General features: G+C 72.5%; 19 protein-coding genes. 10 read left to right on the top strand and 9 right to left on the bottom strand.

The window, feature by feature from the left end:
- Positions 1 to 36 precede the first annotated feature (36 nt).
- Together ACYQ8L_RS12680 and ACYQ8L_RS12675 are read left to right on the top strand one after the other, a co-directional pair.
- A complete protein-coding gene (locus ACYQ8L_RS12680; protein WP_459942172.1) occupies positions 37 to 741 on the top strand; it encodes a DUF6901 family protein in 705 nt (234 codons plus the stop codon).
- Positions 742 to 857: 116 nt separating this feature from the next.
- A complete protein-coding gene (locus ACYQ8L_RS12675; RefSeq protein ID WP_459942171.1) occupies positions 858 to 1,406 on the top strand; it encodes a YcbK family protein in 549 nt (182 codons plus the stop codon).
- 111 nt (positions 1,407 to 1,517) lie between these two features.
- Here the strand turns inward: ACYQ8L_RS12675 and ACYQ8L_RS12670 are convergent, their stop codons facing one another.
- The 7 genes from ACYQ8L_RS12670 to ACYQ8L_RS12640 form a co-directional block, all read right to left on the bottom strand.
- On the bottom strand, positions 1,518 to 1,859 hold the full coding sequence (locus ACYQ8L_RS12670; protein WP_459942170.1) for a hypothetical protein: 342 nt from the start codon (positions 1,857 to 1,859) through the stop codon (positions 1,518 to 1,520).
- Positions 1,826 to 3,286 carry an Hsp70 family protein gene (locus ACYQ8L_RS12665; RefSeq protein ID WP_459942169.1) on the bottom strand — a complete coding sequence of 487 codons (1,461 nt, stop codon included), beginning with the start codon at positions 3,284 to 3,286 and terminating at the stop codon, positions 1,826 to 1,828. The genes ACYQ8L_RS12670 and ACYQ8L_RS12665 overlap by 34 nt, the downstream gene beginning before the upstream one ends.
- A 405-nt stretch (positions 3,287 to 3,691) precedes the next feature.
- Positions 3,692 to 5,443: a HEAT repeat domain-containing protein gene (locus ACYQ8L_RS12660; RefSeq protein ID WP_459942168.1), complete on the bottom strand. Its 1,752-nt coding sequence runs from the start codon at positions 5,441 to 5,443 to the stop codon at positions 3,692 to 3,694.
- A gap of 10 nt (positions 5,444 to 5,453) precedes the next feature.
- Entirely contained in the window at positions 5,454 to 5,654 is a 201-nt protein-coding gene (locus ACYQ8L_RS12655; protein WP_459942167.1) for a DUF2997 domain-containing protein, read from the bottom strand.
- Positions 5,655 to 5,954: 300 nt separating this feature from the next.
- Positions 5,955 to 6,329 carry a DUF1257 domain-containing protein gene (locus ACYQ8L_RS12650; protein ID WP_459942166.1) on the bottom strand — a complete coding sequence of 125 codons (375 nt, stop codon included), beginning with the start codon at positions 6,327 to 6,329 and terminating at the stop codon, positions 5,955 to 5,957.
- A 42-nt stretch (positions 6,330 to 6,371) separates the two neighbouring features.
- A complete protein-coding gene (locus tag ACYQ8L_RS12645) occupies positions 6,372 to 7,859 on the bottom strand; it encodes an AAA family ATPase (protein ID WP_459942165.1) in 1,488 nt (495 codons plus the stop codon).
- 50 nt (positions 7,860 to 7,909) lie between these two features.
- Positions 7,910 to 8,341 (bottom strand): PilZ domain-containing protein, encoded by a 432-nt coding sequence (locus tag ACYQ8L_RS12640; protein ID WP_459942164.1) that lies wholly within the window; start codon positions 8,339 to 8,341, stop codon positions 7,910 to 7,912.
- A 519-nt stretch (positions 8,342 to 8,860) separates the two neighbouring features.
- Here ACYQ8L_RS12640 and ACYQ8L_RS12635 point away from each other — a divergent pair.
- From ACYQ8L_RS12635 to ACYQ8L_RS12615, 5 genes are all read left to right on the top strand, one after another.
- Entirely contained in the window at positions 8,861 to 10,297 is a 1,437-nt protein-coding gene (locus ACYQ8L_RS12635) for a HEAT repeat domain-containing protein (RefSeq protein ID WP_459942163.1), read from the top strand.
- Positions 10,279 to 10,935: a CPBP family intramembrane glutamic endopeptidase gene (locus ACYQ8L_RS12630; protein ID WP_459942162.1), complete on the top strand. Its 657-nt coding sequence runs from the start codon at positions 10,279 to 10,281 to the stop codon at positions 10,933 to 10,935. The genes ACYQ8L_RS12635 and ACYQ8L_RS12630 overlap by 19 nt, the downstream gene beginning before the upstream one ends.
- Positions 10,936 to 11,026: 91 nt before the next feature.
- Positions 11,027 to 12,103 (top strand): AI-2E family transporter, encoded by a 1,077-nt coding sequence (locus ACYQ8L_RS12625; RefSeq protein ID WP_459942161.1) that lies wholly within the window; start codon positions 11,027 to 11,029, stop codon positions 12,101 to 12,103.
- Complete coding sequence (locus ACYQ8L_RS12620; protein ID WP_459942160.1) at positions 12,103 to 12,786, top strand: hypothetical protein; 684 nt, start codon at positions 12,103 to 12,105, stop codon at positions 12,784 to 12,786. Before ACYQ8L_RS12625 ends, ACYQ8L_RS12620 begins: the two co-directional genes overlap by 1 nt.
- A gap of 84 nt (positions 12,787 to 12,870) precedes the next feature.
- Positions 12,871 to 16,287: a PAS domain-containing protein gene (locus ACYQ8L_RS12615; RefSeq protein ID WP_459942159.1), complete on the top strand. Its 3,417-nt coding sequence runs from the start codon at positions 12,871 to 12,873 to the stop codon at positions 16,285 to 16,287.
- A gap of 41 nt (positions 16,288 to 16,328) precedes the next feature.
- Here the strand turns inward: ACYQ8L_RS12615 and ACYQ8L_RS12610 are convergent, their stop codons facing one another.
- On the bottom strand, positions 16,329 to 16,859 hold the full coding sequence (locus ACYQ8L_RS12610) for a hypothetical protein (RefSeq protein ID WP_459942158.1): 531 nt from the start codon (positions 16,857 to 16,859) through the stop codon (positions 16,329 to 16,331).
- A gap of 138 nt (positions 16,860 to 16,997) precedes the next feature.
- On the bottom strand, positions 16,998 to 17,792 hold the full coding sequence (locus ACYQ8L_RS12605) for an alpha/beta fold hydrolase (RefSeq protein WP_459942157.1): 795 nt from the start codon (positions 17,790 to 17,792) through the stop codon (positions 16,998 to 17,000).
- Here ACYQ8L_RS12605 and ACYQ8L_RS12600 point away from each other — a divergent pair.
- The 3 genes from ACYQ8L_RS12600 (at position 17,791) to ACYQ8L_RS12590 (ending at position 21,670) form a co-directional block, all read left to right on the top strand.
- A complete protein-coding gene (locus ACYQ8L_RS12600; protein ID WP_459942156.1) occupies positions 17,791 to 18,399 on the top strand; it encodes a TlpA family protein disulfide reductase in 609 nt (202 codons plus the stop codon). The two genes, ACYQ8L_RS12605 and ACYQ8L_RS12600, sit on opposite strands and share 2 nt — an antisense overlap.
- A gap of 401 nt (positions 18,400 to 18,800) precedes the next feature.
- Complete coding sequence (locus tag ACYQ8L_RS12595) at positions 18,801 to 19,862, top strand: type IV pilus twitching motility protein PilT (RefSeq protein WP_459942155.1); 1,062 nt, start codon at positions 18,801 to 18,803, stop codon at positions 19,860 to 19,862.
- Positions 19,859 to 21,670 carry a DUF4388 domain-containing protein gene (locus tag ACYQ8L_RS12590; protein WP_459942154.1) on the top strand — a complete coding sequence of 604 codons (1,812 nt, stop codon included), beginning with the start codon at positions 19,859 to 19,861 and terminating at the stop codon, positions 21,668 to 21,670. Before ACYQ8L_RS12595 ends, ACYQ8L_RS12590 begins: the two co-directional genes overlap by 4 nt.
- The last annotated feature ends 199 nt before the right edge of the window (positions 21,671 to 21,869 follow it).

The raw sequence follows: 21,869 nt of genomic DNA, 5'->3' as shown, positions 1-21,869 counted from the left end.
TTTCTAAGTACTGGTTCCGGTTGGCGAACCCCGCGGGTGGAGAAAGTTGGGCGGGGCGCGGCGGGGCCCCCCCCGTGCGGGGGGGGGTGGGGGGCCCGGCGCGGGGGGGGGGGGGGGGGGCGCGGGCGCGCCCGCCGCCCCCGCCCCCCCCCGCCCCCCCCACCGGTCTGGACCGCCCTGGACCGCCTGCGCTGTCCCGGGTGCCCCCTGGACCCCGGGGCAACACCCCACTGCCCGGCGGCCGTGAGCCTCACGCCCCTCCTGGGCCTCGCCGACGGCAGGACCTCCCACGAGCCCGTGGATCTCACGGTGGAGACCCCCGAACGGGCGATCCGGGCCCGGACGACACTCCAGCGGGCCCTCGGGTCGCTGATCGGCCTCGTACTTCCCTCGAGCGGGTGCCCCCAGCTCACGCCGTTTCGCCCCATGGCCCGGTTCCACCTGCCGCTTGCCACCGAGGAGGAGACCGTGTTCCGGGCCGTGGGCTCGTACCTCCTGGCCCGGCACCTGGCCGGCCTCCCCCCCGATCCGGGCCTGGCCGGCCTCGAGCGGGTGTACCGGCGGGTGCAGGAGGTGAACCGCTGCCTGGCCGAGCGCCTCCGCGAGGCCACCCGGGGCGACGCCGCCGTGAACGCCGTGGTCCTGCTCGACCTGCTGGCAAAGGCCGTCCCCTGGTCCATCGAAGACGCGCTCGACGATCTGCGGCCGTGGTTCGAGGGGTGCGAACTCGAAGGACGTTGACCGATCCGGTTGTCCCCACGGTTTAGAATCGTTATCATCACCGCCCCATCGGGCCGCACGGGGGCGCCTGGCCCCCGTAACCGGCGGCCAAAAACCGACGACCGGAGGACGGGTCCATGAACCGAAGGGAAGCCCTGGGCCGGATCGCCATGGCCTGCGCGGCGCTCGCCGTGCCGGGGTGGGGAAACGGGGCCGCGCAAGCGGCAGCGGGGCCGGAGCCCACCGGCGTCCTGGCCGTGGGCAACGTGCATACCGGTGAGCGCTGCCGGGTGCGCTACCGGGACGGCGGGGCTTGGATCCCCGAGGGACTGGAAGAACTCTCCCGCCTCTTTCGCTGCCACTACACCGGCGAGGTCCACCCCATTGCCCCTGAGCTGTTCGACCTGCTCGACCGCGTCCAGGTGGCCCTGGGCCGGCCGTGCGAACCCTACGAGCTCGTGTCGGGCTACCGCTCGCCCCGTTACAACAAGCTCCTGCGCCGCAACGGCCACGGGGTGGCCCGCCGAAGCTTTCACCTTCGGGGCATGGCGGCGGACGTCCGGCTCCCGGGGGTGCGCCTGCGCGACCTGCGGCGCGCCGCCCAGCACCTGGGGATCGGGGGGGTGGGCTCCTACCGGGAGTTCGTCCACCTGGACGTGGGGCCGGTGCGGTACTGGAAGGGCTAAAGCTGCGTGTAACCTCCGCCGGGCGGCGGGGCAGCTTGGCGGTTCGGCGGCCCAAAGCATTCGGGATCCCTGAGTCGTCGCCGATCCCGCTCTGAAGGAGCGGCTTCCATATCAGGGATCGGAATTCAGAGGGCAGATGTCAGAGCCCCCCCTGTCCTCTGCCTCCTGTCCACTGGCTCCTGGCACGGGCGGCGCACCCCCTTCCCCGGCCTCCCCGCCGCGGCGCAGCCGACGCCAGGCGAGCCAGAAGTAGGCGCCGAACACCGCCACCACCGGCACGAGGAACCCGGCAGCCACGGCGGCGGCCATGCCCCCCTTCATCTGCCAGGCCAGGAACACCCCGGCCACGACCACGAGGAGCGCGGGAACGCCCACCGCGATCTGGGCCTTGGCCAGTCGCCGGGCGGCACCGGGGTCGGCTACCGGAGTTCGATCAGGGGCCGGTCCTCCCAAATCACCTTCTCCTCGCGCAGATCCTTCACCGTGACGGTGAGACGCTTTCGGGCGTCCACCTTGAACTCCAGCAGGAACCGCCGCTCCCCCACCCGGCCCGGCGGGTGTACCGGGATCACCAGGGGCGCGTCCATGGCGGGCTCGTGGGTCTCGTCCTCCTGGGAGGCCACGAAGCTGATCCGGCCGTCGTCGCCGTAGAGGATCTCCCGGGCCTCGGCCCGGGGCCCGCCGCCGGCCGAGCGGTACACCCGGAGGTGGAGCTCGTACTGGCCGTCGTAGAAAGTGTTCACGATGTACCGGGCCGTGGGGTTGCGGGTGGGATACCGGGTGAACCGCTCCACCACGACCGGGTAGTGGTACTGGCCGGTGATGGGGTCCCGGACCTGGAGCGAGTACGTCTCCCGCACCATGTCGTCCACCGGGCTGTCCGAGAGGAACAAAAGCGCTCCCCGGCCCGGGGCGAGCTCGGGCTCGTGGCCCAGCACCCGGTCGCCGAAGTTCTCGTCGAGCACCCGGCGCACCACCGGGATCCGGGTTCCTCCGCCCAGGAGAAGCACCTTGCGGATCTGCCCCGGGTCCACGCCGCCCAACCGGGCCTCCTCCAGGGCCCGGTCGAGGGCCCGCTGCACTTGAGCCGCCAGGTTCTCCCGCTCCAGTAGCCTTCGGAACTCCTCCCGCCGCCAGGCGTGGTCGTCGTGCTCGTGGAGCACGAACTTCTTCCAGTAGAACGAGGGCAGGGGCTTTCCCACGTCGTCGGCGTGGAGCTCCCGGAGAATCTTCTGCTTGAGGTCGGCCGTGCCCACCGGCACGCTGACGGACGCCTTCACCACGGGCGGCGTGTAGCCCTCGCGGCCCATCCAGTGGAACTGCACCACCCGAACCCGCACGGCCGAAAACCCGAAGTCAAACACGAGCACCAGGTCGTCGGTGAAGAGATTGAGCCCGTATCCAAGGGCCAGGGCGGTGTCCTCGTCCACCAGGGTGACCGACCGCACGGGCCCCAGGTCGGCCCCCCGGAGCCACTCCCGGAACGACTCGCCGTCCGCCGCGGGGAAGAGGAGCACGGCGTGGATCCCCTCGTCCAACTCCCCGGCCAGCCGTTCGAGCACCCCCCGGAGGAACGCGGCCGCGGCCTCCTTGTGGGTGATGCGCCGGTCCCCCACCTTCCGGGCCACGGGGGTGGGGTGGAGGATGTGGTCCTTGAGGTCGCGAAATGTCGCCTCGTCGCCGTATACCCCGGCGCGAAGGACCTCCTCGCCCAGGAGCACCTGGCGGCCGAAATGGACGAGCGACGGCACGAACAGGGTGCCGGGCGCCTCCCGGACCTGACGGGCCACGCCCCGCAGGAGACCCCGATACCGGGTGTCGCCCTCCCGGAAGGTGATCAGCGTGTTGTAGTTCCCGAGATCAACGGCGATATCGGCCACGGTTCAGATCCTTGGAAGCTTCCCAGGGCCCCTTCGGGGCCCCGCTACGCACGACAGTAACGCCCGAGCCAGGGCTCGGGGGTAGGAGCGGCGGCCGTGTCAGGTGCCAGAGGCCAGACGACAGAGGACAGGGGGTTCGCCGACTTCTGACCTCTGAATTCTGGCCTCTGGTACGAAAGCCGCTCCCACAGGTTGAGACAGGTGCCAACGCTGGAATCACAAAGGACGTTGGCGTCCTGGCCTCCTGGCCTCCCAGCAGGAAGTTATCTGGAAGCCGCCTCTCCGAGGATGGAGACCTACCCCCCGCCGGTCGCGGGATGCCGCCCCGGGCACGGCGGACGGCGCAGGCCCACGTCGGCCGAACGGGGAACCGCCCAACCGCCTGGCCGCCCAGCCGCCCCGCCATCACAGCGCCTCGATCAGCACCATGTCGCCCCGGACCTGCCCCTCCACCAGCAGCACCATGTCCCGGCACTCCGCCTTGAGCGCGGAGCGGGCCCGCTCGAGCATGTGGCGCACGGGCCCCACGAGGGGGCCCTCGGCGGGCAGGCGCGCCTCGATCTCGTCCACCTCGGGGAGGTTCCGGTCGGTCTTCCCCTGAATCCACCGGCCGAGGGCGGTGGGAAGGCCGTGGAACAGGGCCCGGTGGAGCCCACCCCGGTGGCGCCCCTCCCAGCACAGGAAGAGTTCCAGGAGCGGGTCCCCCCGGTCCTCCAGTTGCAGGAGCAGGTTCCACAGGCGGTGGAGCCCCTCGCGCCGGGCCGGGTGGGCGCCGGCCAGGGCCGAAAGGTACCGGCCCAGCCCCGCGTCCACCGCCCCCCCGAGCCGGGACGCCGGCGCCTCGGCCGGCGGGTAGGCCCCAGCGGCGAAGCGGTGCCGCAGTTCGGCCTCGAGGGCGTCGAGGTCCACGAACCCCTCGTCCAAAAACGAGGCCACGTTCACCACCGGGTTCGCCTCGGCCGCCGTGCGCTCCAGGAGCCGTTCGGGGTCGGCGCCCGGGGGCAGCCCGTCGGCCTCCACGAGCCCGGTCCGCGAGAGTTCCCCCACCGCCTCGGCCAAGAACTCGGTGGTCGGCACCTGCAGGAGACACCGGGCCGCCAGGTAGGCGGGCAGAAGCTCACCCCGATGCCACACGGCCTCGAGCTCGGCCGCGTACCGGGGATCCTCCCGAAACGCCCGCACCAGGAGAAGTTCCCGCAGCCCCGTCCCGGTCTCCGAGGCGATCCGCAGCGCGAGCCGCTCCAGGGCACCGGGCGCCGTGGCCGCCCGGAGCGCCCGGTAGGCGGGCACGGGGTCTAACGGCCGAGCTTTCCGCCGAAACAGCCGTCGCAGCCAGCCCCCGGACTCCTCGGGGTCCAGGACCCGGGCGACGAACTCCTGGGCCTCGGGGTGGGAGAGCCGGCCCAGGGCCTCGAGGGTCCAGGGCTCCGGCCGGGGCCCGGCCGCCTCGAACAGGGGCCCGAGGCCCTCCGGTGCGCCCAGTGCGGCGTAGGCCTCGAACGCGGCCCGGGCCTTCTCGGGATCGCCGCACCCGATCCAGGGCAGGAGCTCGCGGGCCAGGTCCGGATCCCCCAACCGGCCGACGCCGGCCGCGGCCCACGCCCCCACCGGGGAATCCTCGGCCAGCCGAGTGAGAAACAGATCCCGGGCGCCGGCCGCCCCCAGTTCGGCCAGGGCCCGGAAGGCCGCCGGATCCTCGGCCAGGGGCAGGAGGGCCGCCACGGCCTCGTCTCCCCCGTAGTGCACGAGAGCCTCGCAGGCGGCCGCCCTCAGGAACGGGTGCTCCAGGGCCGCGACCACCAGGGGGAACGCCTTGGGGCCCCGGATCCGGCCCAGGGCCCGCACCGCGGCAGCGGCGGCGTCGAGCGCCCCCCGTTCCCGGCACAGCCGGGCGAGATACCCCTCGGCCAGGGGATGGCCGAGGAACCCCAGGCCCAGCATGAGGGCCCGCTTGTCCGCCGAGTCGGGCCGGGCCACCCACTCGTGGAGCGCCTCGCCCAACTCGGGCCCGAGGCACAGCCCCCCCAGGAGCACGGCCAGCCGGTATCGAAGGGGCGCGGTGCCCACCGGGCCGGCGTAGCGGTGGAACGCGCCGGGCCCCCGGTCGAGGATCTCCTCCAGGAGATCCCCCAGCGGGCGGTGGATCAGGTCGTCCATGGGCGAACGGTCAGGCCTTGTCCTTCACCCGGACCTCTTCGCGCTCCTCCACTTCTTCCTCGTAGTACTCCGAGGTGAACTCCCGCTCCACCTCCCCCCCCAGGAGGGCCTCGATCTTCTCTGTGATGTCGAGGCATTTTTTCCCCCTGGCCCCGAACACGGTGACCTTGACGTTCCCGTCCTCGTCGATGGTGACCTTGACCTCTTCCATGTGACGTCCCCGCTGGGATGCTGGGAGGCTGGGACGCTAGGACGCGACATCCCGTGGTTCTACGCGTCCGCTCGTCCCACCCTGTGGGAGCAGTTCGCTTGCCATTTCGTGCTAGGCGGCCGGACGGCTTGGCAACTCGGCGGCTGAACGTTCTCCGATTCGAGTGATGGCGCCCGACCCCAACGGTTGGAGGCATTTCCGTGCCGGGGGAGCAGAATACAGAGGATCGGTGTGGAAGAACCCTGCCCCGCCGTCCTCCGGCCATCGGCTCTGGACCCGGCCGGAAGACCTCCGCCCCCCTCACATGCGCCGCAGCGTGAGGCTGACGGTCTCGCCCTGGCGCTGCTCCTCCACCACCTGGAACTCCTGGCCCTCCAGCTGGTCCTTGACCACGTGGTAGGCGTACCGGCGGGTGACCTCCTTGACGAACGCCTCCTGGGAGAACGCCCGCACCATGTCCCAGTCGGCCACCACCTCGTAGGTGTCGCCGTTCTTGATGAACCCGATGTCGTAGCCGTCGGGGGTGCGCACCTTGAGGTCCACCGTCATCTTCCGCCCCAGGTACCCCCGGATCTTGGTGCGGCCCTCCACCACCTCGAGATCCATGTCGGCCAGGGCGCGCTTCAGGAACAGGAGGTCCACGATGCGGGTTTTGAGCCGGGAAAAGTGGGACATGGGAATCCACCTCGCGTTGGACGGGGAGCTGGCCGGAGCCGGTCAGTGCATCTCTTTGTTCGCCTTGCGGGTGCGGTCGGCGGCCCACTCCCGGAGCCGCTCGATCCGCTCGCTCATGAGCTTCGAGATCGGCACCACCTCCCGGATTCCCTGGAGGATGTCCTCGGTGGTGAAATCCCGCTCGCCGTCGTCAAAGGCGTTGTACATGGCATTGATGATGGCCTGCTCGATCTCGGCGCCGCTGAACCCCTCGGTCTCCCCCGCGAGGAGCGGGATGTCGTAGTGGCGGATCACGGGGCGCACCTTCGACAGGTGCACCCGGAAGATCTCCATGCGCTCCTCGTAGTTGGGCAGATCGACGAAGAAGATCTCGTCGAACCGGCCCTTGCGCATGAGCTCCGGGGGAAGGTTGGTAATGTCGTTGCCCGTGGCGATCACGAACACCGGTTTTTCCTTCTCCTGCATCCAGGTCAGGAACGTGCCAAACACCCGGGCCGAGGTGCCGGAGTCCCCGGCCCCGGTCACGGAGGAAAAGGCCTTCTCGATCTCGTCGATCCACAGGATGCAGGGGCTGATGGTCTCGGCCAGAAGAAGCGCCTTTCGCATGCGCTCCTCCGACTCGCCCACCAGGCTCCCGAACACCTTGCCCATGTCGAGCCGCAGCAGCGGCAGCCGCCACAGGGCCGAGGTGGCCTTGGCCGTGAGGCTTTTTCCCGTGCCCTGGATGCCGATGATGAGGATGCCCTTGGGGTTCGGGAGCCCGTACTCCTTGGCGCGGCTCGAAAAGGCCTTGTCGCGCTTTTTGAGCCAGTCCTTGAGGTTGTCGAGCCCGCCGATGTCCGAGATCTTCTCTCGGGCCGGGAAGAACTCGAGCACCTCCTCCTTGCGGATCACCTTCTGCTTTTCGGACAAGACGAGCTGGATCGCCGACTGGTCGAGCACCTGGTTTTTGAGGATGGCCTTGACGAACACGCCCCGGGCCTGGTTCTCGGTGAGCCCCAGGGCCGACTTCACGAGCTTCTCCTCGGCCTCCTTCGAGAGGTCCACCTTCACGTCGCGCGCTTCACAGATCTCGTGGAGGATCTCCCGCAGGGCCTCGTAGTCGGGAAGGGGGAGGAACACCTGGGGCACGTCGTCGCGGATCTCGGGGGGGAGCTTGAAGAACGGCGACACGAGCACCACGGTCTTCCGGGTGGCCCGCAGGGAGTACATGAGGTTCCGGAGCATCCGCACGATGACCGGCTGCTCGAAGAAGGGGTGGAAATCCTCGAGCACGAAGATGCCGTCGCCCCGGTAGCCCTCGATGCGTTGGAGCGCCGTCAGGGGGTCCATGCGGCCCTCGTCCAGGGGGTTCGAGCCCCCCTCCCGCCGAAACCCCATGACGGTGTTCCAGAAGAAGAGGTCCCGGCCGTTCAGCCCCTGGGCCACCGCCTTCAGAAGGTCGCGGGCCCGCTCCTCCTCCCCGGTGACCACCGAGATCACGGGTTGGCGGGACCGAATCAGGATGTCGAGCTCTTCGCGGATGTGCATGGATCGCCTGGCCTCCCGGCGTCGAGCGGCGCCGAACCGGTGTTTTGTGGCTACTCTAGGCCAGCCCCGGCGGGCGGGTCAACGCGGGCCAGCCGTTCCTTCTCCCGCTCCAGGTACCGGCGCATGGCCTGCCAGTGGTCGTCCCAGATGTCCACGAACTCGATGCCCACCTCGTGGCGTCCCCCGTCCAAAGGGCGGTGCCGGGCCACCCGGCCGATGGCCGTGAGCGGCCGGGTGACCGAGTCCTGGTCGTGCTTGAGGAACTCCGAGGAGTGCTTGCTCCAGCCCACGAGCCGCAGGGCCACCTGCACCGGCCGCTCGGGGTCCAGGGGCCGGTCGAGAACCAGGCGCACCCCGCCCTCGCTCACGTCGAGCATCTCGGCCTCGAGCTCGGGGGCCTGGCCCAAGGGATAGGTGATCTCCTGGCACGTGATGGTGGCCCGCTTGGGAATCCGTTCGTGGCGGCGGCGCTCCTCGTGCATGGACTCTCCTCCTTGGCCTGGGGGGAACGGGAACGTCCCGCCACTGTACCGGAACCGGCCCTCGGGGGGCCAGCGTTCCCAGGCATTGGAGCGCCACGGCCGGAACCGGTAGACTGCTGGGCGACTCCGCAGCGAGGCGGCGGGGCGGCTACCCGTGGGTCGTCTCACAACAGTATGTCACTGGCGGCGGTGGGGCTGGGGGCTCCGACGAAGCGCAACGGCCGAGCAGTTCGGGCCGTCCGGCGCCAGGGAAGCGGCCGCGGCGCGTGCCCTCACGCGCCGCAGCGGACCGCGCCGAGGCGGCCCCTGCGAGGCCGTCCAGCGAAGGAGGGGTCCCCAGCCCCACCCCTTGGGAAAACCATGGGATGTCGGGAACGCCTCACGAGACGGCCGAGAGACTCCGGGCGGGCCTCTGGCCCGGATCGCGGCGTGGACGCCGCTCCTACGGGTCAGACTCGCGGCGACGGCTTGCGTTGCAAAGCGCTCAGCCCCAGGGACTTCCAGGGAAAGGAATAGCGCGTGATCGCGGACGAAAGGTTCGGCGCTTCGGCCCAACCGGGGGGACGATCCCGCCGCCCCGGGGGCGGGGCCCTCCTGGCCTGCCTCGGGCTCGGCGTTCTCGCCGGGGGGGTCCTGGGCGCGGTGCGCACCCGGGAGGCGGCCCTCCACCTCCTCGCCAAGAACGGGGCGCTTCTGGACGCGGGGATCCCGGCATTGCCGGGCACCGGCCACCTGGAGACGATGGGGTCCTGGGCCCCGGCCGGGGCGGGGGCCCTGTTTTTCGCTCTCAGCCTCGGCCTCGGCGGGGCGGCGCTGCTTGCCGCTGCGGCCGGGCTTCTCGGTACCCTCCCAGGTCCCTGGGGCCGGCGGCTCCCGTGGGCCACGGTCCTCGCCCCGGCGCTCCTTTACGCCTGGGGGCGCGACCCGGGCCTCGCCGCGGCCGCCCTGGCACCGGCCCTCGCCGCCGGCCGGTGGGGCGCCGGGCCAGGGCCCTCGAGGCAGGGGATCCTCCCGGTGGCCTGCGCCCTCCTGGCGCTTCTGGGTCTCCTTCCCTGGGCCCGGGCGCCGGAAGGGGGGTTCACCCGGTTCCGGGACCGGGTGCTCCTGGCCCGACCGACGGGACCGGCGCTCGCCCTCGACACCTTCTACTACCGCTGGACCCTCTACCCGGCCGAGGCGATCAAGCCCCTGCGGGCCCGAAGCCAGCCCGCGGTGTGGGTGGACCCCGCGGCGCCGAGCCGGGAGGCGGCGTGCCGGGACCTGGCCCGGCTCGGCGTCTGGTGCGTGGACCGGGCCGAGGCCGCCGACGCGCGACTCCTTCCGGGCCCCGACGGGCCGCGGCTTCGAGCCGGCAACGCCGACCTGGCCTGGCCCCGCGACCCGGCCAGCCAGCGGGAGGCCTGGACCCGTCTTTCCGACCGCCACGACCCGGCTAGGCCCCTTCGCCGAGCCACCGCGGCGGCCCTCTTCTTGGGGTGCCCCCTGGTCCTGGCCGGCCTTCTCGGAGCGCTGGCCGTGTGGCTCGGCTCGTGGATGCCGGCCGAGCCCCAGCGAAGGCTCGGGGCCCTCGTGTGCGCGCTGCTTCTCGCCGGGCTCGTGGCCGCGGTGTCCCGGCCGCCCCCGTGGCTCGCCCGCGTCCGGGCCGAGCTCGCCGACCCCCGCCGGCCCGACCCCCAACGGGTGCGGGAGGGGCTCGCGGCCACCCGGCCGGCCGAGCGGTTTTACGCCGCCCGGGCCGCGGGCCGGTTGGGTCCCGGGTGGGAGGAGGCCCTCGCGCGCGCCCTCGAGGACCCGGTGATCAACGTGCGCTACGCCGCGGCCGAATCCCTGGGCCGGATCGGGACGCCCGGGGCCCGGGAGATCCTGGCGCGGCTGATTGACGGACCGGCCGACTGGTACGTGAAGGAGCGGGCCTGGGCGGGGCTCCGGAGGCTGGGATGGCGGCCCGGGCCCTGACCCCGGCCGAAGCCGTGGCGGCTGTGGCAGGGTGGGCCCTCCTCGAGGTGGGCCTTGCCCGGGCCCTGCCGCGGCCGCCGTCCGCTGCCGCGGCCCTCGCGTGGACCGGCGCGATCCGCCTGGGGGAGCTGGCCCTTGCGGCCGCCTGGTGGAGGGTGCGGGGGTTCGGCCCCGGGCGGCTCGGGCTCGGAGGTGCTCCGGCGCGGACCGGAGTGCGCACCGGCCTCGCGTGGGCCGGGGCCTTCGGGGCCGCGGCGTTCGGCACCGAGGCGATCGTGCGGTTGACCACCGGGCAAGGATGGCTCGGGGCCTTGGCGGGGCCCCGCCTGGCGCCGGACCACCTGGCCTGGCTCCTCCTCGTGGGGGCGCTCGTCGCGCCGGCCTTCGAGGAGTTCCTGTTTCGGGGGGTCCTCTACGGGTCGTTTCGGGACCGATGGGGGCCCTGGCCGGCTCTGGCGGGGTCCACGGTCGTGTTCGCCCTGGCCCACCTGGGCACCGCGGCGGTTCCCTGGACCCAGGTGGTCGGCGGGGTGGTCTTCTGCCTCGCGTACGAACGGGCCGGGAGCCTGTGGGCCCCCTACCTCGTCCACGCCGCGGGAAACGCGTGCCTCTTTCTTCTGCCGTGGATCGTGGGGTAGTCTCGGCGGGGCCGCGGCGGAACGGCGCGCAGGAGCCGACTCCTCGCCGGCCGAAGAACCGACGACCGTTGACCGAGGACCGATCCCTCCCATGGCACGGGACCGACTGAGCACGACCCTGTGGGCGCTGGCCGCGGTGGCGGCGGGCCTGTGGCTTCTGGCGCGGCTCGAAACCGTGGTGGTGCCGCTTCTGGTGGGCTGGTTCATCGCCTACGCCCTCGACCCCCTCCTCGACCGCCTGGAGGCCCGGCGCATCCCCCGGGCCGCGGGCATCCTGATTCTCCTCACCTTTGCCTCGCTTCTCGCCGTGCTCGCCGTGGTCGTCGTCATCCCGGCCCTGGTGGAGCAGGTGCGCGACGCCACCCGCGCCCTGCCCGGGTACGTGGCGGCGGCCCGGAGCGCTTGGCTCCCGCGGCTCGAGGCGTGGTTGGGCCGGCCCCTTCCGGCCGATCCGGCCCAGGGGCTCTCGGAGCTCCTCGCCGCCGTGGGCACGAGCCTCCCTGACCTCGGCACCAAGGCCGCGGCCGTGGCGGGGCGGGTGGTGGCGAACCTCTGGAGCCTCGTGGGCACGCTCCTCGGGCTCGCCCTCATCCCCGTGTTCGCCTTCTACCTGCTCCTCGACTTCAACGGCTTGGGCGAGCGGCTCGTGGGCCTCGTGCCCCTGCGCCACCAGGCCCTCGCCGGCCGGGTGCTCGACCGGGCCGACGAGGCCCTGGGGGCCTTCGTGCGCGGCCAGATCACGGTGTGCGCGGCGCTGGCGCTCGTGTACTCGGTGGGCCTCACCCTCACCGGGATCGACATGCCCTGGGTGGTGGGCGGCCTGGCCGGCGCGCTCTTCATCGTGCCGTACCTGGGCACCCTCGTCGGGGTGGTGCTGGCGAGCCTTCTGGCGCTCCTCAAGTTCCACGACCTCGCCCACCTGCTGGCCGTGTGGGGGGTGTTCGCCGCCGGCCAGGCCCTGGAGGGGTTCCTCCTCACCCCCCGGCTCGTGGGGAACCGGGTGGGGCTCCATCCCGTGGCCGTGATCGTGGCCGTTCTGGCCGGGGGAGAGCTGTTCGGCGTGGTGGGGGTGCTTCTGGCCGTGCCGGCCGCCGCCGTGCTGCGGGTGGGCCTGTCGGAGGGGCTTGCCCTGTACCGGGCGTCGGCCTGGTACCGGGAGGGGACGTGATGCTCCCGGTGGCGGCCCTCGTCTCCCACCTGCGGCTCCACGCCCCCGACCTGGCCCGCCGGCTCGACGGGATCACCGGGCTCGAGCGGACCGGGGCCGCGCTGCGAATCCGCTCACCGGCCGGGAGCTGGTCGTGGCGGGAGCTCTCGGCGGCCCGGGGGCGCCTCGCCGAGGAGGCGTCCCGGGCGTTCGGAGAACCCGTGACCGTGGAACTTCGCGAGGGGCCGCCCGACCCCGAGCGTCTCCCGTTTCCGGTGCTCTCCTCGAAGCACTGGAACCACGTGGCCTTCTGGGCCTGGCATGGGTCCCGCTGGGCCCTGGTGGCCGCGCCGAAGCCCGAGTACCAGGCCCGGTGGGTCGGGGCCCCGGCCCCCCCGGCCGCGCCGTTGGACCTCCGGGGCGACGTGCCCCCCCAAGGCATCGAGCACGCCCTGCCCTCCCTCCTCGACGCGCTCGCCCGCGCGGCCCAGGCCGAACGGTCCTACGCTCACCTGGTGTGCCCGTTCCCGGGCGACGCCCAGGCCGACCGGCTGGAACGGGTCCTGCACACCGCCAAGGACTGGGGCACCCCCCGGACCCCCGGCCCCATCCTCCAGCGCTACGTGGGCCGGATCCACTACGTGGACCCCGACGCCCCCCCGACGGGGGTGCGGATCGCGATGGGACTTGCGAAAGGCGACTAATCCGGGGATCATAGGGCCTTAAGATCTGGGGCGGGCCGGCCGAAACGGGAACGATCCCCGTCGATACCCCGGAGGCGCCCCCGGATGACCCGCTGGTTCCTGTCCGTCGCCCTTGCTTGGCTCCTCGCGGCCGCTCCGCCGGTCGCGGCCCGGTCCCACCGCCTCGTGGTGGTGGTGCACTCTTACCACCAGGGCCTCTCCTGGGTGGACCGGGTGAACGATGGGCTGTGGGAGGAACTCGGGTCTGCCGAGCCGGCCGTGGACCTTCGGTTCGAGTACCTCGACACGAAGTCCCACCGCGACCCCGCCTACCTGGACCTCCAGGAGCGGCTCCTCGCCGCCAAGTACGCTTCCTCGCCACCCGCCGTGGTGGTCGCCTGCGACAACAATGCCCTCGAGTTCCTGAGGCAACGACGGGACCGGGTGTTCGGACCCGTGCCTGTGGTGTTCTGCGGGATCAACGGCTTTTCCGACGACCTCGTGACGGGCCTCGCCCCCGTGACCGGGGTGGCCGAGGAGGTGGCGTTCCGGGAGAACCTGGAGTTCATCCGGCGGGTCCACCCGAACCTCTCCGCTCTCGTCGTGTACGGCACCGACACCCCCACCTTCCGAATGAACCGGCGGGGGTTCGAGGCGGCGGCCCGCGAATTCGGCATGGAGGCCCTGCTCCGGTTCCGGGCCGAGCTTCCGGCGGCTGAGGCCGCGGCCGACGCGGCCCGGCTTTCTTCCGGCTCGGTGGCCGTGCTCCTTGACACCCTGCGGGATGCCGACGGCACCGCGCTCGAGTTCGGCCGGGCGGCCCGCCGCCTGCGGGAGGCACTGTCGGTCCCGCTCTACTCCTTCTGGGACGTGTTCCTGGGCCACGGCATCGTCGGTGGAAAACTCGTCAGCGGTGCAGCCCAGGGGCGGGCCGCGGGCCGGTTGGTGCTGCGCATCCTTGAGGGCGCCGACCCGGCCAACCTGCGCGTGCTGCGGGCCGAGGCCAACCCCTGGCTGTTCGACCACCGGGAGCTCGAGCGGTACGGCATCGACGAGGATCTCCTGCCGGCCGGTAGCCGGGTGCTGTTTCGTCCGCCCGGATTTTGGGAGCGGTACGGTCCGGTCGCCGGACCCGTGGGGCTCGTGCTGTTCCTACTGGGCGGCATCGCCGTGGTCCAGGCGGCGGATGCCCGGCGGCAACGCCGGGCCAGGCAGGCCGTGCGGAAAACCCGTGACTTTCTCCAAACGATTTTGGACGGGGTGGCCGAACCGATCCTGGTGATCGACAGGGAACACCGGCTCACCCTACTGAACCGGGCGGCTCGGGAGCTGAACCCCAATCCAGAAGCGACCACCTGCCACGCCGTGTCCCACGGCCAGAACACTCCTTGCGACACGGCCGACCACCCCTGCCCCCTCGAAGAGGTGATCCGGACCGGCCAACCGGTGACCACCTTGCACGTGCATAAAGGCCCCGGCGGCGAGGACCGCCGGATCGAAATCCTGGCCTCGCCCCTCGAAAACGATCGTGGAGAGGTCACCGGCATCGTCGAAACGATGCGGGATGTGACGGAACGATTCCGCGCCTTCGAACAGGTCCGGCGGGCGAAGCAGGACTGGGAGCGCACCTTCGACGCCGTGCCGGACCTCATCGCCCTGATCGGCCCCGGCCACCGGATCCGCCGGGTCAACCGGGCCCTGGCGGAGCGCCTGGGCACCTCGCCCCAGGAACTCGTGGGCCGTCCCTGCTACGAGGTGATCCACGGCCGCGACGCCCCCCACCCGGGCTGCCCCCACGTCCGCATGCTCCACGACGGCAAGCCCCACGTCGCCGAGGTCCACGAGCCCCACCTGGGCGGGTATTTCTTCGTCTCCACCTCGCCCCTCCCAGCCGGCGAGGGCGGGCCGGGCTGCGTCCACGTGGCCCGGGACATCACGGACCTGAAGCGCGCCCAGGCCGCCCTGGAGGCCGAGCGGAACCGGCTCCGGGTCACCCTGGAGAGCATCGGCGACGGAGTGATCGCCGTGGATGCCCAGGGTCGGGTGGTGCTCCTGAACCCCACGGCCGAGGCGCTCACGGGATGGAGCGCCCGGGAAGCCCAGGGCCGGCCTCTCGACGAGGTGTTCCGGATCGTCAACGAGACCACCCGGGAACCCGCCCAGAACCCCGTACAGACCGTCCTGTCCACCGGCCGGATCGCGGGGCTCGCCCATCACACCCTGCTCCTATCCCGGGAAGGCCGGGAAACCGCGATCGCGGACAGCGCCGCCCCGATCCGGAACGAGAGGGGTGACGTGGTGGGGGCGGTCCTGGTGTTCCGGGACGTCACCGAGGAACGCCGCCGCGAACGCGAGCGCGCCCGGGCCCAGCACCTGGAGTCCCTCGGGGTGCTCGCGGGCGGCATCGCCCACGACTTCAACAACCTGCTCATGGGCATCTCGGCAAACCTCGAGGCCGCCCGGCGCAAGGTGGCGCCCTCGGACCCCGCCTACCCGCGGCTCGCCCAGGCCGAGGCCGCCTGCTTCCGGGCCACCCAGCTCACCCGGCAACTTCTCACCTTCGCCCGGGGCGGGGACCCGGTGCGCCAGACGGTCCACCTGGCCGAGCACCTCGAGGAGTGGGCCCGGTTCCCCCTGCGGGGCTCCAACGTCGCCCTTGATCTTCGCCTCGCCGCAGATCTCCCGCCTGTCGACGCGGACCCGGGGCAACTGGAGCAGGTGGTCACGAATCTGGTGTTGAACGCCCGGCAGGCCATGCCCCGGGGCGGCACGGTCCGGGTCGCGGCCGGCTCCTGCACGGTGGAGGAAAACGAACACCCCGGGCTTGCGGCGGGCAACTACGTGGTCCTCGAGGTCGAGGACACCGGCATCGGCATCCCGCCCGAGCACCTGCCCAAGATCTTCGACCCCTACTTCACCACCAAGCAGACCGGAAGCGGCCTCGGGCTCGCCACCGTGCACTCCATCGTGCGGCGCCACGGGGGAACGGTGACGGTGGCGTCGAAGCTCGGTGAGGGCACGCGGTTTCGGGTGTACCTTCCGGCGGCGACGGCAGGCTCGGCCCCGGTCAGCCCCGAGGCGCCGGAGCCGGCCGGCCCCGGGGCCCGCCCCTCCGGGGCCGCGCGCATCCTGGTCATGGACGACGAGGAGATGCTCCGGGACGTGCTGTGCGAGGTGTTGGAGGACATGGGGTATCAGGTGGAGGCCACGGCCGACGGGGAGGAGGCCGTGGAGCGGTACCGGGAGGAACGGGAGGCCGGGCGCCCCTTCGATCTGGTGATCCTGGACCTCACCGTGCCGGCCGGCGTGGGCGGGCAGGAAGCGCTCCGCCGGATCCGGGAGTTCGACCCCGGGGTGCGGGCCGTGGCCTCGAGCGGGTACGCCTCGGACCCGGTGCTCGCAAACCCCGGGGAGCACGGGTTCGCCGGCTCCGTGGCCAAGCCCTACCGGCTCGACGAACTCGATCGCGTGATCCGGTCGATCCTGGGACGCGCGGACGTCGGGACGCCCCCCGCCTTCTAGCCTTCTAGCCCTCTAGCCCTCTAGCTTCCCAGCCGTCCAGATCACCCCGGAAACAGCCGCTCGACCAGGGCGTCCAGCGGATGGGCCTCCTGGAACGCGGCCTTGGCCGCCTCGAAATCCGCGCTCTCACACCGCTCCAGGAGCTCCTCGAGACGGTCGAGCACCTGTTCGGCCTCGAGCCGCCGGGCCTCGTCCCACTGGAGTTGCGCGAGCCACACGGGCTCCAGGTCCTCGTCCAGGAACCCCACCCGCACCTCGGCCTGGCCCGCCAGGCGGCGCAGGTAGTCCCGGTCGGCCGGGTCCTCGGGGTCGAAGTACACCTCGCCCAGAAGCTCCCCCGCCCCCGGGGCCTCGCACCGGACCAGCCAGCAGGCCACGGGCCCGTGCTCCGTGGCCTCCACGGCCCAACCGGCCTCCACCGGCGCCCCCGCCCCTTTCAGGGCCTCGGCCACGTCCCGGCGGGTCTTCACGAGGAGCACGGCCTCCTCCCCCTGGCCCAGGTCGAGCCCCACGGCCACCACGGCAAAGGGTTCCTCTGCAAGAAACTCCCGGATCTCTTCGGCCATACGCATGGGACGCACCTCGTCGGTCCACGGTCTGCGGTAAACGGTCTAACGGCTTCTCCCCGGGGCGTGGGGGCCCGAACCCCGGCCGTCTGGCGCACCTCGGTGGGAAAACGGAACTCACGCCCCGGATACCGGGCCATCCCTTTAGGGGGCGTCGGGCCGCGCCGCCCGGGCGTGCGGCCCAGGCCCCGAAGCCCCCAGAGATCGCACGAACTCCGCCAGGATCGCGGCGAACTCTTGGGCCCGGCCCAGGCACAGGATGTGGTCGGCGCCGAGCAAGATCCTGAGCTCGGCCCGGGGCAGGCACCGGGCCATCCGGCGGGCGTGGGAGGGGGGGGCAAGCCAGTCGCGCCCGCCGGCCACCACGAGGGCCGGCATCCCTAACTCGGGCAACCGGGGCTCAAGATTGGTGCGCGCGAGGTCGATGTACAATCGGCGCATCGTGGGCCGGTGGGCCCGGCGCACCATGTCCTCCACCACCGGCCGGGCCCAATCGGGCCCCTGGTGGCGGCTGAACGCCCACCGCACCGAGGCCTGGAACACCTCCATGGCCAGTCGGCCCCCGAGCCCGGCAAAGGCCAGGGCGGCCCACCGGCGAAGCCCCCGGCCCCACCGGGCCGAGGTGCAGCAGAGCCCCAGCCCGGTCACCCGTTCCGGCCGGTCCAGAGCCGCCGCGAGGGCCACGGTACCGCCCATGGAGTACCCGACGATGGCGACGGGTGCCGGCCCCCACTGGGCGTCGATCCGGTCCCACAACCACCGGGCGTAGGCGGCCACGCCCCGTTGGGCCGGGGGCAGCGGCGGTTCGGCGCCGAACCCGGGGAGGTCCGGTGCGAACACAGGGCCCAGTTCTTGCAGAACCGGCAGTTGCAAGTTCCACATGCGGTGGTCCACGCCCAGGCCGTGGACCAGCACGACCCGGAGGTCACCGTCGGCCATGGACCGCGCTCCCCGTGAAACGCTGCGAAACGCCGTGCAACGACTCCTCGCCCTCCTGGCCGTGCTTGCGGTGGCCCTGTGGGGCTCCCCCGCCCACCCGGGTGCGCCAAGACCCACGGACGGCACGGTGCGGGTGGGGGATATGGCGCCGGACTTCCGGCTCACCACCTTCGACGGCGCGCCTCTGTGCCTCACCGACTGCCTGAACGGCGGCAAACCGGTGCTCCTCGTATTCTGGAGCTACTTCTGCTTTCCCTGCCAAAAGGAACTCCCCGCCATCGCGGAACTCGCCCGGAGCCTCGGGGATCGCGTGCGGGTGGTGGGCATCTGCCTCGACGGGCCCCAGTACGACAACAAGATCCTCCCGTTCATCGAGGCAAACCGTATCACATTCCCCAACGGGTACGACAGGCAGACCCAGCGGTTCTTCGAGGTGGCCGAACGCTACGGCGTGGTGGGCACCCCCACCCTCTACCTCGTGGACGCCACCGGCCGGATCCGGTTCATCCACCTGGGCCGGATCCCCACCGACGTCCTGGAGAAGGTGATCGAATCCGCCCAGGACCCCAGCTTCTGCGCCGAGATCCTGCCGCCCAAGGCCGAGTGAGCCCGGCCCCCCGGGGGGAGGGGGTGGAACCACGGAGGGCACGGAGGACACGGAGGGAAAACCGGCGACAGCCCATGGTTTCCTCCGAGGCCCTGCGAGTGTCCGCCCAGGTCGCGGCCCGAGGTGGAAGCGGGGTCCACCCCGCGATCCGGGCCGGAGGCCCGAAGGAACAGGCATCGGGGCCTGGAGGCTGCTCCCACAGGTTGGGCCGGGCGGTGACGCTGGAATCCAGAATGCTTCAACTGCCTAGCCGCCAAGCCGCCTAGCCGCCTCGCTCCCCGGTCGCCCCGCAAGGCCCGCACGTCTCCGTGTCCTCCGTGCCCTCCGCGGTGAAACCCCTTCGGGTCCCGCCCGCGCGCCCCGATTGACAACCCGGCCGGCTTTGCCCTACGGTCCGCGCCATGCCGCGCATCGACGCCCTCCTCCGACATCTGGTGGACCTCGGCGGGTCCGACCTGCACCTGAGCGCCGGGGCGCCCCCGGTGTTCCGGGTGAACGGGCGGCTCCAAAAGACCCGGCACCCTCCGCTTGACCCGGGGGAGGTGGAGGATCTGCTGGCGGAGATCCTCTCCGACGAGGAGATCGCCCGGCTGGAGGACGAGGGCGACCTCGACTTCTCCTACGGGGCGGAGGGGCTGGGCCGGTTTCGGGGCAACGCCTACACCCACCGCAAGGGCTGGGCCGCCGCGTTCCGGTGGATCCCCGGAGCGCCCCCGACCCTGGAGCAACTGGGCCACCCCCACGTGGTGGCCGAACTGGCCCTGGCCCAGCGGGGGCTCGTGGTGGTCACCGGGCCCACGGGCTCCGGCAAGTCCACGACCCTGGCGGCCATGATCCAGCACCGGAACCGGGAACGGGCCGACCACGTGATCACCCTGGAGGATCCGCTGGAGTTCCTCCACGAGGACGACCGGTGCCTGATCCACCAGCGGGAGGTCCGCCGCCACGCCCGGTCGTTCGCCGCCGGGCTCCGCGCGGCCCTGCGGGAAGACCCCGACGTGCTCCTCGTCGGAGAGATGCGCGACACCGAAACGATCGCGATGGCGCTCACGGCGGCCGAGACGGGCATGCTGGTGCTCGGCACCCTCCACACCCAGAGCGCGGCGAAAACCGTGGACCGCATTATCGACGCCTTCCCTGCGGGGCAACAGGACCAGGTGCGGGCCATGCTGGCCGAGAGCCTCCGGGGGGTGGTGGCCCAGGTGCTCCTGCGCCGGTCCGACGGCCGGGGCCGGGTGGCCGGACTGGAGATCCTGGTGAACGTGCCGGCCGTGGCCCACCTGATCCGAGAGGGAAAGACGTTCCAGATCCCCTCGGTGATCCAGACCGGCCGCAAACAGGGCATGCAGCTCCTCGATCAGCACCTCCTGGAACTCGTGAACACGAAGACGATCACCCCCGAGGAGGCCCTGCGCCACGCCCAGAACCGGGCCCTGTTCGAACGGATGGTCTCGGCGCCATGAGCCCCGCGGCCCGCCCCCGGTTGGGCGACATCCTCCTTCGGGCCGGCCTGGTGGACGACGCGGGCCTCCAGCGGGCCTTGGAGCGCCAGCGGGTGCAGCCGGGCCGGATCGGCACCCATCTTCTGGAGCTCGGGGCCGTGAAGGGGGAGGACCTGGCCAAGGCCCTCTCAATCCAGCACCGGGTACCCCCCTTCCTGCCCGACCTCTATCCCCCGGATCCCGGCGCGATCGGCCGCGTGTCCGAGGCCCTGGCCCGAAGGCGCAGGGCGCTTCCCGTGGCCTGGGACGAAGACCGCGGGACCCTCCAGGTGGCCCTGGCCGATCCCCAGGACCTCGCGGCCGTGGACGAGATCCGGTTCGCGGCCGGCGCCCGGCGGGTGGCCGTGCTGGTGGCGCCCGAGCAGGTGATCGAACGCGAGATCGCCCGGCGGTACCGGGGGGAGGAGCCGGAACCGGCGGACCCCCTGGTTTCCCCAGCGATCCGGCGGGCCGAACCCGCTCCGTCGCGGCCGGGACCCCGGGCCCTCGTGGCCGACCCCTCGGGCCGCCGCGGCCGGGCCGTGGCCGCGCTCTTGGAGGCCGAAGGGTTCCGCGTGACCCGGCCCCGGACCCGGGACGAGGCCGCCCGGGCGTGGGACGCGAGACCCTGGGACCGGGTGTGGGTGCACGCCGACTGGGCCGAGGGGGCCCCGGCCGGGGCGCTGGTGTACCGGTCGCCGGCCGACGAGTGGGCCCAGGCCCTCGGTCCCGTCGAGGCGTTCGCCCGGGAGGCCGAGGCCCTGGCGCGGGAGGCCGTGCCGGCGGCGCGGCGGGCCCTGGCCGACGAGGTGGCGGCCCTCCTTCGGCTGGCGGCGGGCCGGCGCCGTATCGGGGGGTGGGGACTCCGGTGGCTCCTTCTGCGGTTCTGGCGGGCGGCGGCCCGGGGCTGGGACCTCCCGGACGGTCCGACCGAAGCGGAAGGGGCCGACCTCCTGGCCGTGGCGGCGGCGTTCGGCCGGGTGCGGGAGCGCACGGGGTCGGCCCGGGAGGCGGTTCGGGAACTCGGCCGGGACGAGACCCTCGCCCCGGCCGCGGTCACCGAGTTCGCGCGGCTCGCCTCGGGCACCGATCTCCTCGAGCGCCTGGGCGACCGGCCCCGGGCGCTGGCCGTGTTCCCCTCGGCAGAGGCCCCGGAGGGGATCCTGGCGGCCCTCGAGGCGGCCGGCTGGGAGGTGACCCGGGCCGAGGAGCCGGTCGAGGGCGGGGGCGCCGCGGCGGTGCTCGTGCCGGCCGGCCGGGGGGTGGAGTGGATCGAGGGGGGGGCGTTCGGCCGGGACGCCTCGGTGTTCGTGGTGGGCTCGTTCGCCCACCCGGCCGAGGCCCTCTACGCCCTGCGGGCCGGGGCCGAGGATGTGATCGATCCGGCAACCCACCCCGAGCTCGTGGTGGCCAAGCTCGAACGGGCCGCGAGCCGGGCCCGGCCGGCCGCCGCGGGGGTCGAGGGAAGCCTTGCGGACCTCTCGGTGGCCGAGGTGGTGCAGGTGCTCGCCCACGGGCTCCGGACGGCCGTGGTCACCATCGAGGGCCCCCGGGGAAGCGGGGAGATCGCCCTCGAGCGCGGACGGGTCGTCGACGCCCGGGCCGGAGCCCTCCGGGGCGAGGAGGCCGTCTACGAACTCGTCACCTGGGAGGAGGGCCGGTTCCGGATCGCGCCGGGCCTTCCCCCCGACCACCCCCGCACCGTGGAGAACGCCGATACCGAGGGGCTCTTGATGGAAGGGTTCCGAAGGCTCGACGAGGCCCGGCGGGGCGCGGACGGGGCCGACTAACGCCTAACCTACCGGAGCTTCCAAGTAACTTCAGCTAGGCGGCTGGGCTGCTCGGCAGCTAGGCGGCTAAGAACCTTGGGGATTCCGGCGTCATCGCGCCGGCCAGCCCGTGGGAGCGGCTGCAGTATCGGGGGCCAGAAGTCAGAAATCGGAGGTCAGAGAGCCCCCTGTCCTCTGCCTTCTGTCTTCTGGCACGTGG

This window comes from Deferrisoma palaeochoriense, from assembly GCF_054656955.1.
Note: the sequence above shows the minus strand (reverse complement) of the source record. Positions and strands in the feature narration are given on the sequence as shown.